The following is a 13,847-nucleotide window of genomic DNA, read 5'->3' on the forward strand; positions in this document are numbered from 1 at the left end:
GCACAGCATCGTCTCGCGACACGCCGCCCGAGGTCAGACAGCCGGTGGCACACTCCCATTAGCGTCGGGGTGTGTTGGATCCTCAGGGCCCCCTGCCACCGGAAATTTACTGGCGTCGACGTGCACTCGCAGTCGGTGTGCTGGTGGTTGTGCTCGCGGTCGTCGTGGGTCTGATCTTCTTGGTCACGGGCGGCGACGACAGTAACAAGAACACCGCGAACGGCACCGACCTCTCCAGCTCGTCGAGTTACGTCCTTCCGTCGGCATACAGCGATTCGGGTTCGGAGTCGGCGAGCCCCAGTTCGGGTTCCGGCGGCGGCGGCGAAGCCGCGCCTGGGGGCCCGGACGCTTCGGCAGCGCCTGGCGCACCCGGTGGCACACCGGCAGGTGCTCCGGCCGGTGAGACCCCGGCCCCGGTGCCGGCCAGCGGCCTGTGCCCCGATCAGAACATCTCGGTGGTCCTCTACACCGACAAGCCCGCCTACACAGAGGGTGAGCAGCCGATCTTCACGATCGCGGTCACCAACGCCGGACTCTCCGAGTGCACCCGGGACGTCGGCAAGGCGATGCAGAGCGTGACCGTCCTGAACCTCGCCGGTGATCGCCGGATCTGGGCGTCGGGTGACTGCGCCCCGGTGGCAGGCGTCAACAACCAACTCCTCAAGCCGGGCCAGCAGGTGCAGGACACCATCCAGTGGTCGGGCACCACCAGTACCCCGGGTTGTGAGTCCCCACGCGAGCCAGTGGTTCCGGGTGCCTACCAGGCCGTCGCCAGGATCGGCGAGAAGGCCAGCGCACCAATCACATTCAACATCGACCGGGTCAACGCGCAGTAGCGCCGACAGATCCAGCCTCTTCCGGGCGTGTAGTTGCGCCGGGACGAATGTTCTCAGTCGAACAAACGCCGGAAGACGTTGGTGTCAGCCAGGTCGAGCACCTCATCGCCTCGACCCGACAGGATGGTCCTCAGTGCGTACAGGGTGAAACCCTTCGCCTGGGCCGCCGTCACGGTCGGCGGTATGGACAGCTCCTGGCGGGCGGTCACCACATCGAGCAACGCGGGGCCGTCGTGGCTCAGGGTCTGTTTGACCGCGGCCTCGAGGTCTTCGGGCTGTTCGACCCTGATGCCCTGAATGCCCAGTGCCCGAGCAAGTTCTGCGAAATCCGGATTGTCCAGCTCGGTCCCGAAGTTCACGATTCCGGCGGCCTTCATCTCCAACTCGACGAAGTTGAGTGACGAGTTGTTGAACACGACGATCTTGATGGGCAACTTGTGCTGGCGGATGGTCAGCAGCTCACCGAGCAGCATGGCCAGACCACCGTCGCCGGAGAACGTGATCACCTGACGCCCCGGGAACGCGCTCTGGGCACCGATCGCGTGGGGGATCGCGTTGGCCATCGTGCCATGGGCGAACGAACCGATGAGGCGGCGGCGCCCGTTCATCGTCAGGTAGCGCGCCGCCCAGACCACCGGTGATCCGACGTCAGGTATGAATACGGCATCCTCGGAGGCGTTGTCGTTCACCAGCTTTGCCAGATACTGCGGATGAATGGGACGACGGTTGCGGTCATTCGTCGCGAGGGCGTCCAGGTCGGTGCGAGCCTTGCGGTAGTGGGCGACCGACGCTTCGAGATGTTCGGTGTCGGCGTGCTTCGCGAGCATCGGCAGCAGGGCGTCGATCGTGTCCTTGACGCTGCCGACCAATCCGACGTCGATCGGGGTACGCCTCCCGAGCTGCTCACCGCGGATGTCGACCTGAATGATCTTGGCCTTTTCGGGAAGGAACTGCTGGTACGGGAAATCGGTACCCAACATCAGCAGGGTGTCGCACTTCTCCATCGCGCGATAACCCGAGGCGAACCCCAGCAGACCGGTCATGCCCACGTCGTACGGATTGTCGTATTCGATGAACTCCTTGCCGCGCAGGGCATGCACGATCGGCGCCTGCAGGGTCTTGGCGATCGCGAGCAACTGCTCATGTGCGCCTTCGACGCCGGCTCCCCCGAGAATGGTCACCCGTTCCGCGGAGTTGAGGACAGAAGCCGCGTCGTGGAGCTGATCGTCGGTCGGACGCGTGATGCGGGGGATATGGCGGATGGGAGCCGAACGCCTGCGCCCGGAGCTCTTCTTCAGAAAGATCTCACCGGGGATGACGACTACGGCGACCCCGCGCTTCTCGATCGCGGTCCGCATCGCGATCTCCAGCACTCGGGGCAGCTGCTCCGGCACACTGATCAGCTCGTTGTAGACACTGCATTCGTTGAAGAGCTGCTCGGGATGCGTCTCCTGAAAATAAGTACTGCCGATCTCGGCCGCCGGTATCTGAGCCGCGATGGCCAAGACGGGTACGCGACTACGGTTCGCGTCGAACAGCCCATTGATCAGGTGGAGGTTGCCGGGCCCGCAGCTACCGACGCAGACCGCCAACTCGCCGGTGAGTGCGGCGTCGGCGGCCGCCGCGAACGCCGCCGCCTCCTCGTGTCGTACGTGCTTCCACTCGACGGTCCCGGCGCGGCGGATGGCGTCGGTGAACCCGTTGAGCGAGTCCCCCGGTAGGCCGTAGACCCGCTCGACGCCGGAAGAATGGATGACGTCGACGACTGTGTCCGCGATGGTGGCCATGAACCCAGGGTAGGGGGTCGAAGGATGCGCCGACGAGGCGTTCGCTGAGGACCTCAGTCGAAACGTTCGATACTCGACTCGGCCAGCCGGGACAGTCCCTCGCGGATGTGCCGGGCCCAGATGCTGCCGATGCCCTCGACGGCCTGCAGATCGGCCGCGGTCGCCGCGAGCAGCGCCTGCAGGGTGCCGAAGCTGCGAACGAGTCGATCGATGTGCGCGAACTGCAGTCGGGGGATCCGGGCCAGGAGCCGGTATCCGCGCGGGCTCATCGCGGTGTCCTGTGCGTCGACCGTGTCCGGGTAACCAAAGGCGCGAGCGAGTGCGGTCAGGTCGAGAAGGTCGGCGTCGGTGAGCTTTTCGATGGCCGCAAGTGCCTGTTCGACCTCTTGTGTGCTGGCGGGTTCAGGGCTGGCGAAGTAGTCGCGAACCACGAGTTCGCGCGCAGAGTCGTTGTCGCCAACGAGTTCTTCGAGCTGCAGGCTGAGCTGTCGGCCGTTCACGCCGAGTTCGACGACGTAGTATTCGATCTCTTCGGAGACGCGTCGGACCATCTCCAGGCGCTGGACCACGGTCATCGCATCGCGCAGGGTGACGTAATCCTCGATCTCCGAACGCGAGAGCTGTGCGCTGACCTCGTCCAGGCGCGTCTTGTATCGCTCGAGCGTGGCCACAGCCAGGTTCGCGCGCGAGAGGATGGCATCCGAACCCTCGACCACGTACCGGATCCCGTCGACATACACGGAGACGATCGACATGGACGCACTCACCGAGATCACCGGATACCTGGTCTGGATGGCGGTGCGCTCAGCACTGCGGTGCCGGGTACCGGATTCCTCGGTCGGAATCGACGGGTCCGGAACCAGCTGCACATTGGCCCGGACGATCCGGGCGCCGTCGGTCGACAGAACCACCGCGCCATCCATCTTCGACAGCTCTCGCAGCCTGGTCGGCGCGAACGCCACGTCCAGGTCGAAGCCACCCGCACAGATGCTCTCGACCTCGGGATCGTGCCCGAGGACGATGAGAGCGCCGGTCCGGCCGCGCAGGATGCGTTCAAGGCCATCTCGTAGAGGAGTGCCGGGTGCGAGCCGGGCGATCGTGGTGCGGAGCAGATCGGAGGCCGGAACCTCTGGCATGAGGCGCCTTTCTGTAGTAACGCAAGTGCACACTAGATTAGCTGTCTGTGAAAACATCCTTTGTTCTGCCCGATGAGCTCGCCGCCGCAGTCCGGTCGCCCCGCGCCCCGGCGTTCGGTGAGAAGTTGCGCGCTCATTACCCCATGTGCTTCGGCTGCAGTGAGACCGTGCCGCACGGGCTGCACATGGTGGCCACCGCGGGCGAGGGTGCCGCGGTCACCGCGCGCATGCAGGTCGACCCCCGTTTCGAGGGCGGCCCCGGCGTCATCCACGGTGGCATCCTGTCGGCCGCATTCGATGAAGCGCTCGGTATGACGCACTGGATGATCGGATTCGCGGCGGTGACCGCGCATCTGGAGATCGACTTCGCCAAGCCGATCCCGCTGGGCAGCGAACTGCGGATCGAGGCGGTGGCCCACGGGACCGTGCGGCGCAAGATCTACACCAGTGGCATCGCGTATCTCGGCGACAACACCGTGCCCGTCGCGGCCGCGCACGCGATGTATGTCCGGATCGATCCGGCCGAGCACTTCAAGGACAGCTATGCGGACAGCGGCGCGGCAGACGAGTTCGCCGAAAGTCTTGCGCGTAAGGCAGAGCGCAGACGGCGTGCCGAATCGTCAGAATGAGAACGGACCGGCCGGACCTTTGAGTGCCGCGCGCATGGCCGTCTGAAGATCGGCGACCTGCGTGATCTTGATGCCCGACGGCAGATCGAGGGAACCGGCGGGCACGATTGCGTGTTTGAAGCCCAGCCGCTTCGCCTCTGCCACCCGCCGTCCGACCCCGGCCACCCGGCGTACCTCGCCGGCCAGACCGATCTCACCGAGGGCCACCATCGAGCCCGGCAACGAGCGTTGGGCGAGAATGGAACTGAGCGCAAGAGCCACCGACAGGTCGGCGGCGGGTTCGCTGATCTTCATGCCGCCGACGGTTGCGACGTAGACGTCCTGGTCGTAGGTCGGGAGGTTGGCCCGGGCCGCGCAGACAGCCAGAATCATTGCCACCCTTGCCGAATCGAGCCCGACAACGGCCCGACGCGGATTGGCCAGGCTCGACTTCGAGACCAGTGCCTGGACTTCTCCGAGTAGCGGCCGCTTGCCGTCCATCGCCACGGTGATGGCGGTGCCCGCGACCCCGATGTCGCGGTGGTGCAAGAACAGTTCGGACGGATCGGTGACCTCGTGGATGCCGTCTTCGCGTTGCTCGAAACAACCGACCTCGTCGGCCGATCCGAAGCGGTTCTTGATTCCGCGGACCATGCGCAGGGGTGAGTGTTTGTCGCCCTCGAAGGACAGCACGACGTCCACCAGGTGTTCCAGTGAGCGGGGTCCGGCCACGGTGCCGTCTTTGGTGACGTGCCCGACGAGGATGACGGCGATCCCGGCGTTCTTGGCCAGGGATGTCAAAGCTGTTGTCACTGCCCGGATCTGGGTGACACCGCCGTTCACACCGTCGACATTCTGGGCGATCATCGTCTGCACGGAGTCGACCACCATCAGCGACGGCATCACCGCCTCGGCATGACCGAGGACCGCGCCGAGGTCGGTTTCGGCAGCGAGGTAGATCTCGTCGTGGACGGCGCCGGTGCGTTCGGCGCGGAGCCGAACCTGTCCGGCGGACTCTTCTCCGGTGACGTAGAGCGCCCGACGGCCTTGCAGCGCCCACTGTTTGACAGCCTCGAGCAACAGGGTGGACTTGCCGACACCGGGTTCTCCGGCGAGGAGCAGGACCGAGCCCGGAACGATGCCCTTGCCCAGTACCCGGTCGAATTCACCGATGCCGGTGGGGAAGGCAGCCGCGTTGGTCGCGTCGATCTGTGTCATGGGCCGAGCCGGCTGGCTGGGAATGGTTGCGACGGTGGCGGATTTACCGCCGCCGATCCCGGAGCTGCCAACGGTTGCCAGGGCGGCTTCGCTCACCGAGCCCCATTCACCGCATTCCGGGCAGCGGCCAACCCATTTCGCGACCTGGTATCCGCAGGCGCTGCACCGATATGTCGACTTCTGTTTGGCCACCGGCTGACTCTAGCCAGCGGGTCCGACAACGCCGCGGCAGACCCGGATACGAAAGAGGGCCACGGCAATTGCCGTGGCCCTCTTTCACATGCTGATGGTGACCGAATGCTAGTGGTCGCCGCCCACTTCGACGTGGTCCGCGTCGATGCCGCGCGGATGGTCTTGCCGCGGCAAGATGGGGCCGGCGTCGATCGGGACCTCGATGGTGGTCTCGCCTGCCTTCTCGAACTTGAAGACCAGTGGGAACGTGAGACCGGGCGTGAGGGTCTTGGACTCACCCTGCACGGTCACGGTGACCCACTTCTCGTTCGGATTGACAGGGTCGAGGCTCGTGCCGAGCACCTCGGCAGGTTTGCCCGCCCGCAGCATGCCGAGGGGAGCGATCGTGGTCTCTCCCTCGATCGTCACCGTGCCCTTGCCGTCGGGGAAGGAGATGCTCTCGAGTTTGTCGGAGGTGTCGGGCGACTCGTTGGCGATCAGGAATGCCAACTCGAGCGGTCCACCGTTGGTGAACTCTTCGGTGCTTCCGTCTTTCGGGTAGACAACGTGCACGTTGCGCAACGCCATCGCTCCGGCGTTGATCTCGTTGCCGTTGATGGCAGGCGCCTGATCGGGCGTCTGGGCGATCTGGCCCGCGCCGCACGCGGTGGTGCCGATCAGCAGGCCTGCGGCGATGGCTGCGGTGGCGAGGATCGTTCCCACTCGACCACGCCGGGCCGATTCTTTCTGCACTGACACCGGTTTTCCTCCGAGATAGGTCCTGATGCGACGCGCGCCTTGTGTGGCGGCCACGCAGGTACTCGAACCAGCGCCCACCAAAATCCACAATGCGTGCACTACGCAGCGTAGTGGGCGACCGTCGGGAAATCCCGGTCGGGTCGCGAAAACGGTTCGTTTCGCATTGACCTTCAAACTGGCATGATGATTCTCATGAGTGAGAATCTGATTTCCACCTCGCGTCCGGCCCAGGTGGGCGGACGGCCGGGGATGGTCCTGCCGGGCCCGGTGTCGTTTGCGTCGGACTTCGGGCTGACGTCGTTTCAGCCGTCGCCGGAACGTTCGGTGCTCCGGGCGACCTTGACCGACAAACTGCGGGACTCCGGTGGGGCGGCCTCGACAGGGGTTCTGATGACCGTTGTCGACATCGTCGCATCGGATCCGGCGTTGATCGCCGCCTCCCCGGATTGGACCGCAACCCAGGATCTGTCGCTCTATGCCGGCGACCCGATCACCCGCGGGCCGATCGTGGCAGACGCAAAGCTGGTCCGGGCAGGCAAGAAGGTGGTGGTGATCTCAGTCGATCTCTACGACGGATGCGGTGTCACCGATCTGCGGACATTGACCGATGACATCGATCGCGGTGCCCACGGGCTGACCCGGGCCGGACGGGCCCTGGTGGTGTTCGCCCGCATCCCGCGGACCGCCGCCGTCGATGCCGATCTGTATTCACCCGCGAAGACGGTGGGGACGATCCGGGAACGCACGCCGATCCCGGTCGACGGCACCGTTTATTCGAGGCTCGGCATGCGGGTCGTCGATGCGGGTGCAGGTGTACTCGAACTCGACCTCACGCCCTTCGTCGTCAACCAGATCGGCACGATCCAGGGTGGCGCTCTGGCGGTGCTGGCCGAATCCGCGGCCTGTGCCATGCGGCCGGGAATGGTGGCCTGCGACATGCAGATCCACTATCTGTCGCAGGTTCGGGTCGGCCCGGCGCGAGCCCGCGGTGAGGTCGTCCGCGACGCCGGCGATCACAGTGTCGTGGATGTCCGGTTGGTCGACGCGGGTGCAGGCGACACCGTGCTCGCACTCACGACGGTCACACTTCGGCAACATTTGATGCCATAGGCGGTGAAGGGGGGTCCAGGGCGGTCCGGCCGACCGCATCCGCCCCCGCGGCAGGCGTGGTGAACAGGTTCCCAAAATCGGTTGGCAGACGGGGGCTTCGAGTGCCGGAGCCTTCGGAGTTCAGGCGGTGCGGCAGCACACATTTCGGGCGTCGTCAAGACTCCGGATCCTGCCGCGATGCCGCTGACCTGCGCAGTTGACTGATGGCGCGGAACGCACCGTGCTAGACTGGAGAAATCGAAAGGGGCATGGAACATTGAATTTCAAAGTTGGTGACACCGTTGTCTACCCCCATCACGGTGCCGCACTGGTCGAAGACATTGTGACCCGAACCATCAAAGGCGAGGCCGTAGAGTACCTCGTTCTGAAGGTGGCCGATGGTGACATGACAGTTCAGATTCCTTCTACGAAGCTCGAGTACGTAGGAGTCCGCGACGTAGTCGGAGAAGAAGGTCTGGGCAAGGTTTTCGACGTCCTCCGGGCGCCCCACACCGAGGAGCCCACCAACTGGGCTCGCCGGTTCAAGGCAAACCAGGAAAAGTTGATCTCCGGCGACATCATCAAGGTTGCCGAAATCGTTCGCGACCTGTGGCGTCGTGAACAAGATCGTGGACTCTCCGCCGGTGAGAAGCGAATGCTCACCCGCGCTCGTCGCGTTCTTGTCGACGAGCTCTCGCTGGCACAGAACACCAACGACGAGAAGGCTTCGATCATTCTCGACGAGGTTCTCGCCGCCGCTTCCTGAGCGCGTCGCTTGATTCACTGAATGTCTACGGTTGCATTGATCCCGGCCGCAGGTCGCGGAGAGCGACTCGGCATGGGTCTACCCAAAGCGTTTGTCGATCTCGCAGGTCAGAGCATGTTGCACCACTGTGTGCAGGGTGCGCTGGCCAGCGGGGTCGTCGATCGTATCGTCATCTCGGTTCCCGCCGATCTGGTTGACCAGGTCCGGTCCGATTTTCCCGAGGTCATCGTGGTGGCCGGGGGATCAAAGCGTTCGGACTCGGTGAAGGCCGCATTGTCGGCCGCGCCGTCCGATTCTGAAGTGGTGCTGGTGCATGACGCCGCCCGCTGTCTCACTCCCGCATCGTTGTTCTCCGACGTTGTCGACGCTGTCCGATCGGGCGCGTCCGCGGTTGTCCCCACACTTCCGGTGGCAGACACCATCAAGTCCGTCGACCCCGCAGGCATCGTCACCGGGACCGTCGACCGGTCATTGCTGCGTGCGGTGCAGACCCCACAGGGATTCGACTACTCCGTGCTCACCGCTGCCTATGCCGCCGCCGAGACCGATTTCACGGACGACGCAGGTCTCGTCGAATCCCAGGGCTTCGCCGTGCAGACCATTCCGGGCGATCCGCTGGCCTTCAAGATCACCACTGCCTGGGATCTGAACCTGGCCACCTGGCTGCTCACCGATCGGGCCCACGCATGAGGGTGGGTATCGGTACCGACGTCCACCCCATCGAAGTCGGCAGGCCTTGCTGGATGGCCGGACTCCTCTTTTCCGACGCAGACGGATGCGCCGGGCATTCAGACGGCGATGTGGCCGTCCATGCGCTCTGCGACGCGCTGCTGTCCGCAGCAGGCCTCGGAGACCTCGGATCGGTGTTCGGTACCGGGCAGCCGCAGTGGGAGGGCGTCAGTGGTGCCCGGATGCTTGCGCACGTCCGCGAACTCTGCGAAGCCCAGGGATTTGTCGTCGGCAACGCCGCTGTCCAGGTGATAGGCAACCGGCCCAAGATCGGGCCTCGCCGCGCCGAAGCGCAGCAGATACTCAGTGACCTTCTCGGAGGGCCGGTCTCGGTCTCCGCCACCACCACGGACGGTCTCGGATTGACCGGACGGGGCGAGGGCATTGCTGCCGTCGCCACTGCGCTGTTGCTTGACCAGTAGGATTGCCGATCGTGACCCTGCGCCTTTACGACACCGCCGCCCGAGACTTGCGTGAATTCACGCCCATCCGTCCCGGACATGCCTCGGTGTACCTGTGTGGCGCCACCGTCCAGGGTGTTCCGCATATCGGGCACGTCCGCAGCGGTATCGCCTTCGATGTCCTGCGGCGCTGGCTGGCGTACAAGGGCCTCGATGTGGCGTTTGTGCGCAACGTGACCGATATCGACGACAAGATCCTGCGCAAGGCTGCTGATGCCGGTCGTCCCTGGTGGGAATGGGCCGCCACCCACGAACGAGAGTTCACCAAGGCCTACGACCAGCTCGGGGTGCTGCCGCCCTCGGCCGAACCGCGCGCCACCGGCTTCATCACGCAGATGGTGGAGTACATGGAACGGCTGATCGAGCGCGGCCACGCCTATGCCTCCGACGGCAATGTGTATTTCGATGTCCTGAGCCTGCCCGATTACGGCTCGCTGTCCGGACACCGCCTCGACGACGTCCATCAGGGTGAGAGTGCCGGCACCGGCAAGCGCGACCCCCGCGACTTCACGCTGTGGAAGTGCGCAAAGCCCGGTGAGCCCTCCTGGCCGACCCCATGGGGTCGCGGGCGTCCCGGCTGGCATCTGGAATGCTCGGCCATGGCCACCTCTCTTCTGGGTTCGGACTTCGATATCCATTGCGGTGGAATGGATTTGATCTTCCCGCATCACGAAAACGAGCAGGCGCAGAGCCATGGCGCCGGAGACCCGTTCGCCCGGTACTGGATGCACAACGGCTGGGTCACCATGGGCGGTGAGAAGATGTCGAAGTCGCTCGGCAACGTGGTCGCCATCCCGGCCATGCTGCAACGGGTGCGCGCCGTCGAATTGCGTTATTACCTGGGCAGCGCCCACTACCGGTCGATGCTCGAATACTCCGAAGGTGCACTGCAAGAGGCCGCCGCCGGTTACCGGCGCGTGGAATCCTTTGTGCAGCGGACGGTTTCGCGGGCCGGGACAGTCCCGGTTGGCGAGATCACCGACGGATTCGCCGCGGCGCTCGACGACGACCTCGGCGTGCCTTCCGCACTTGCCGAGATCCACGGTGTGGTGCGGATCGGCAACACGGCGCTCGAGTCGGGCGATCACCAGGCCGCCGTGGAAGCGGCCGCATCCGTCCGCGCGATGATGGGTGTGCTCGGAGTCGACCCGTTGGCGCAGAACTGGGCTGATTCCGGTGGCGATGTCGAGACCAAGGCCGCGCTCGACGTGCTCGTCCGGGCCGAGCTGCAGCGGCGGACCACGGCCCGTGCCGAAAAGGACTGGACCACCGCAGACGAGGTTCGTGATCGGCTGGCGCGCGCCGGGATCGAAGTCACCGATACACCGGACGGCCCGCAGTGGTCTATGTCCGAAACAAGAGAATCCGTGGAGACGGACCGATGAACGCGGTACCGGGTAAACCGGTCACCGGGGATTACAGCGCATTTCGCGTAAGGTGGGTGGCCTGATGGCCGGCAATTCAAAACGTAAGGGTGCAGTCCGTAAGGGCGGAACCAAAAAAGGACAGACCGTGGGTTCGGGCGGACAACGCCGTCGTGGACTCGAGGCACGGGGGGCAACCCCGAAGGCGACTGAGCGCACGTATCACGCGGCGCACAAGAAGGCCAAGGCCGCAGCCAAGCATTCAGGTGGATCCACCGGTGGACGTGCGCCGCGCGGCAAGCCGACAACCGATGGTCCCGAGTACGTCCTCGGTCGCAATCCCGTTGTCGAGTGCCTGCGTGCCGGCGTCCCGGCCACCGCACTCTATGTGGTCCTCGGAGGCGAGGCCGACGAGCGCGTCACCGAGTCGGTGCAGCTCGCCGCCAACGCGGGTATCTCGATCCTCGAGGTGCAGCGTCCCGAACTGGACCGGATGAGTGCCAACGGCATGCACCAGGGCCTGGCCCTGCAGGTGCCGCCGTACCGTTACGCCCATCCCAGCGACCTGATGCAGCTGGCGATCGACAGTGGTCGTCCGCCGTTGCTTGTCGCGCTCGACAACATCACCGACCCGCGCAACCTCGGTGCGGTGATCCGCTCGGTGGCCGCGTTCGGTGGCCACGGCGTGGTGATCCCGGCTCGGCGTAGTGCGTCTGTCACCGCGGTGGCATGGCGGACCAGTGCCGGTGCCGCAGCGCGTCTGCCCGTTGCGCAGGCCACGAATCTGACTCGGACACTGAAGGATTGGGCCGAGTCGGGCGTTCAGCTCGTTGGTCTCGACGCCGATGGTGATGTGACCCTCGACGAGTACGACGGCTCCGGGCCCACCGTGATCGTGGTGGGCTCCGAAGGCAAGGGTCTCTCACGGCTGGTGCGCGAATCGTGCGACTCGATCCTGTCGATCCCGATGGCCGGTGATGTCGAGAGCCTTAACGCCTCGGTCGCCGCGGGTGTTGTGCTCGCCGAGTTCGCTCGCCAGCGCCGCTCCTGACCCCTAGCCCTCCCGATAATGTGCCCTTTTGGCGGGCCCCACCTGGGGTTTTGTTCGCCAAAAGGGCACATTATCGGTATGTGGTGGAGGCTCTGGTCAGGGTAGGAGCTTGGTCATCGCGACGCGTCCCACGATGCCGACCGCGACGATGATCAGACTCACCACGGTCGTCAGCGCGTCGGTGACCAGACCGGCGACACCGGTGACGATCACGAAGAGCGGGACCCAACCCAGAAGGTGCATGAGCGACGGTGGGCTCACATCTTCGCCGGCTTCCCGGGCCGCGTGAGCGGTGGCGTAATCGGGATAGAACTCGGTGAATGCGATCGCGAAAAAGGTGCCGGCGAGCTGGATGATCCAGCCGGTCCAGAAGTTGTTGTTGTTGTCGAGGACTGCATCACCGATGAACCCGGCGACCGCGGCGACTCCGAATCCGAACACCCAGGCCCACGTGATCACATAGTTGATCCGCAGGAACAGCGGCTGGGTCCAGAGTTCTTCCGGGGTGCCCTCTTTGGCGTACTGCAAGGTGAACGGCTGCCGGATGAGGATCGATCCGAGCGCAAAGGCCACCAGGGCGATATTGGTCATCTCGCCACCCCAGTGTTCCAGCCACTTCACGATGTCGGCCGAGGCGAACTGCGCCAGGATCACCATCGCGGCGAAGTAGGTGAGGTCGAAGACCTCGAGGAACTTCAGTTTGCTGCCGCGCCGATGGCTGCCGAGGACGAGAAGGAGTGAGAGACCGAATGCCGCGGCCGCGGCCTCTTCGAACCGTCCCGGGCCCACGATGAGCGCCATCAGAATCCACGGTGACATTCCCGCAAATGGAGAGTTCAAAAATGCGGTCAGTATTCGCCGGGTTTTCGACAGCTCGACGACGGCAGGCGTCGTCACCGTATTGTCAGAATTGTTTGTCACGAGATGCCAATCTTCTGTTCGGCGGAATATGCCCCGTGATCCTAGCCGCTAATTGCCTGTGCCACACGCGAAATGGATCGTTGAATTAGTCGGCCGAGCCATTAGCGATCGCTGAAAGTTTGGGCAATGACAGATCGATTTGTTCAGTCGTGGCAATGACCGCTCAAGCGGGATCGCGCCGGAGAAAATTGATGATCACCGAATTGACCACTGCCGGTGTCTCGATCGGGACGAGATGCGTTCCGGGCAGCACGGCCAATCGTGCCGCAGGCAGCCGGTCCACGATCGCCAGACTGTGCTCGATGAGCACTTCGTCGTGGTCTCCCTGCATCACCAGTGTCGGGGCGGTCACCGCTGTCAACACCGAAAGATCCATCTCGGGCTCATTCGCAATCATCGCAGTGGTCTTGGCGAACACCACCGGGAAGTGGTCGTCGCCGTCCGGTGAGGCCGAGGCGTAGTCGGCGCGGAGGAATTGCACGATGTCGGAGTCGATGTCGCCGATGGTGTCGAGGATTCCACCAGACGCCCGGCCGGACGAGTTCAGGTACTGACCGAGAACCACCATGCGGTCGACCAGATCCGGTCGTCTGAGGGCCACGAGGAATGCGATGACGGCGCCGTCGCTCCATCCGACGAGGTGGGCCCGGCCACCCACGACCTCGTCGAGGTAGACGATGGTCTCCTGCGCCATCGTCTCGTAGTGGAACTCTTCGGTGACGTCGGCGCTGTGCCCGTGACCGTGTCGCTCAGGGGCATAGACCCTGAACCCGGCATCCACGCACGGCCCGAACTGGCCGCCCCAGTCCGCCGCGCTCGAGAACGCACCGTGAATCAGGACCACGGGTTCACCATCGCCCGCCACCTGATGCCAGATCGCGGTGCCGGGCGTGGGATGACTGATCTCGACATATCCGGTGAAGTCGGTGGTCATGGCCACGAGCATCCCAG

14 protein-coding genes are annotated in these 13,847 nt (G+C 64.7%); 8 read left to right on the forward strand and 6 right to left on the reverse strand.

What is annotated here, in order from left to right:
* The first annotated feature begins 71 nt into the window (after positions 1–71).
* The gene (locus tag AC56PL_RS01010) at positions 72–836 is read left to right on the forward strand and encodes a hypothetical protein (RefSeq protein WP_497152768.1); all 765 of its coding nucleotides are present in this window, start codon (positions 72–74) and stop codon (positions 834–836) included.
* 53 nt (positions 837–889) lie between these two features.
* Here the strand turns inward: AC56PL_RS01010 and poxB are convergent, their stop codons facing one another.
* Together poxB and disA are read right to left on the reverse strand one after the other, a co-directional pair.
* Positions 890–2,623 (reverse strand): ubiquinone-dependent pyruvate dehydrogenase, encoded by a 1,734-nt coding sequence (gene poxB / locus AC56PL_RS01015; RefSeq protein ID WP_495514580.1) that lies wholly within the window; start codon positions 2,621–2,623, stop codon positions 890–892.
* Between the two features lie 53 nt (positions 2,624–2,676).
* Complete coding sequence (gene disA, locus AC56PL_RS01020; RefSeq protein ID WP_497152769.1) at positions 2,677–3,759, reverse strand: DNA integrity scanning diadenylate cyclase DisA; 1,083 nt, start codon at positions 3,757–3,759, stop codon at positions 2,677–2,679.
* Positions 3,760–3,806: 47 nt separating this feature from the next.
* Between disA and AC56PL_RS01025 the strand changes: the two genes are divergently transcribed.
* Positions 3,807–4,388, forward strand: a complete 582-nt coding sequence (locus tag AC56PL_RS01025; protein WP_497152770.1) for a PaaI family thioesterase — start codon at positions 3,807–3,809, stop codon at positions 4,386–4,388.
* On the opposite strand, the gene radA is transcribed toward AC56PL_RS01025, so the two are convergent.
* Positions 4,380–5,777 carry a DNA repair protein RadA gene (radA, locus tag AC56PL_RS01030; protein ID WP_495514583.1) on the reverse strand — a complete coding sequence of 466 codons (1,398 nt, stop codon included), beginning with the start codon at positions 5,775–5,777 and terminating at the stop codon, positions 4,380–4,382. The genes AC56PL_RS01025 and radA overlap by 9 nt on opposite strands.
* Positions 5,778–5,885: 108 nt before the next feature.
* On the reverse strand, positions 5,886–6,515 hold the full coding sequence (locus tag AC56PL_RS01035; protein WP_497152771.1) for a copper chaperone PCu(A)C domain-containing protein: 630 nt from the start codon (positions 6,513–6,515) through the stop codon (positions 5,886–5,888).
* A gap of 192 nt (positions 6,516–6,707) precedes the next feature.
* On the opposite strand from AC56PL_RS01035, the gene AC56PL_RS01040 reads away from it, so the two are divergent.
* From AC56PL_RS01040 to rlmB, 6 genes are all read left to right on the forward strand, one after another.
* The gene (locus AC56PL_RS01040; protein ID WP_495514585.1) at positions 6,708–7,625 is read left to right on the forward strand and encodes a hotdog domain-containing protein; all 918 of its coding nucleotides are present in this window, start codon (positions 6,708–6,710) and stop codon (positions 7,623–7,625) included.
* A 256-nt stretch (positions 7,626–7,881) separates the two neighbouring features.
* Complete coding sequence (locus tag AC56PL_RS01045) at positions 7,882–8,370, forward strand: CarD family transcriptional regulator (RefSeq protein ID WP_020107769.1); 489 nt, start codon at positions 7,882–7,884, stop codon at positions 8,368–8,370.
* A 21-nt stretch (positions 8,371–8,391) separates the two neighbouring features.
* Positions 8,392–9,060 (forward strand): 2-C-methyl-D-erythritol 4-phosphate cytidylyltransferase, encoded by a 669-nt coding sequence (gene ispD / locus AC56PL_RS01050; protein ID WP_497152772.1) that lies wholly within the window; start codon positions 8,392–8,394, stop codon positions 9,058–9,060.
* A complete protein-coding gene (gene ispF / locus AC56PL_RS01055) occupies positions 9,057–9,521 on the forward strand; it encodes a 2-C-methyl-D-erythritol 2,4-cyclodiphosphate synthase (RefSeq protein ID WP_495514587.1) in 465 nt (154 codons plus the stop codon). The genes ispD and ispF overlap by 4 nt, the downstream gene beginning before the upstream one ends.
* A gap of 11 nt (positions 9,522–9,532) precedes the next feature.
* Complete coding sequence (gene cysS / locus AC56PL_RS01060) at positions 9,533–10,945, forward strand: cysteine--tRNA ligase (RefSeq protein WP_495514588.1); 1,413 nt, start codon at positions 9,533–9,535, stop codon at positions 10,943–10,945.
* Between the two features lie 64 nt (positions 10,946–11,009).
* On the forward strand, positions 11,010–11,975 hold the full coding sequence (rlmB, locus tag AC56PL_RS01065) for a 23S rRNA (guanosine(2251)-2'-O)-methyltransferase RlmB (protein ID WP_482135810.1): 966 nt from the start codon (positions 11,010–11,012) through the stop codon (positions 11,973–11,975).
* Positions 11,976–12,071: 96 nt separating this feature from the next.
* On the opposite strand, the gene AC56PL_RS01070 is transcribed toward rlmB, so the two are convergent.
* The gene (locus AC56PL_RS01070; protein WP_497152773.1) at positions 12,072–12,896 is read right to left on the reverse strand and encodes a hypothetical protein; all 825 of its coding nucleotides are present in this window, start codon (positions 12,894–12,896) and stop codon (positions 12,072–12,074) included.
* A 163-nt stretch (positions 12,897–13,059) separates the two neighbouring features.
* On the reverse strand, positions 13,060–13,830 hold the full coding sequence (locus AC56PL_RS01075) for an alpha/beta fold hydrolase (RefSeq protein WP_497152774.1): 771 nt from the start codon (positions 13,828–13,830) through the stop codon (positions 13,060–13,062).
* Between the last annotated feature and the right edge of the window lie 17 nt (positions 13,831–13,847).

The organism is Williamsia sp. Y721, from assembly GCF_059683565.1.

What these genes read in the sequence shown, in the direction of transcription:
- ispD (WP_497152772.1), top strand. Translation starts at nt 8,392, where the DNA reads ATGTCTACGGTTGCATTGATCCCGGCCGCAGGTCGCGGAGAGCGACTC.
- AC56PL_RS01040 (WP_495514585.1), top strand. Translation starts at nt 6,708, where the DNA reads ATGAGTGAGAATCTGATTTCCACCTCGCGTCCGGCCCAGGTGGGCGGA.
- ispF (WP_495514587.1), top strand. Translation starts at nt 9,057, where the DNA reads ATGAGGGTGGGTATCGGTACCGACGTCCACCCCATCGAAGTCGGCAGG.
- rlmB (WP_482135810.1), top strand. Translation starts at nt 11,010, where the DNA reads ATGGCCGGCAATTCAAAACGTAAGGGTGCAGTCCGTAAGGGCGGAACC.
- poxB (WP_495514580.1), bottom strand. Translation starts at nt 2,623, where the DNA reads ATGGCCACCATCGCGGACACAGTCGTCGACGTCATCCATTCTTCCGGC.
- disA (WP_497152769.1), bottom strand. Translation starts at nt 3,759, where the DNA reads ATGCCAGAGGTTCCGGCCTCCGATCTGCTCCGCACCACGATCGCCCGG.
- AC56PL_RS01075 (WP_497152774.1), bottom strand. Translation starts at nt 13,830, where the DNA reads ATGACCACCGACTTCACCGGATATGTCGAGATCAGTCATCCCACGCCC.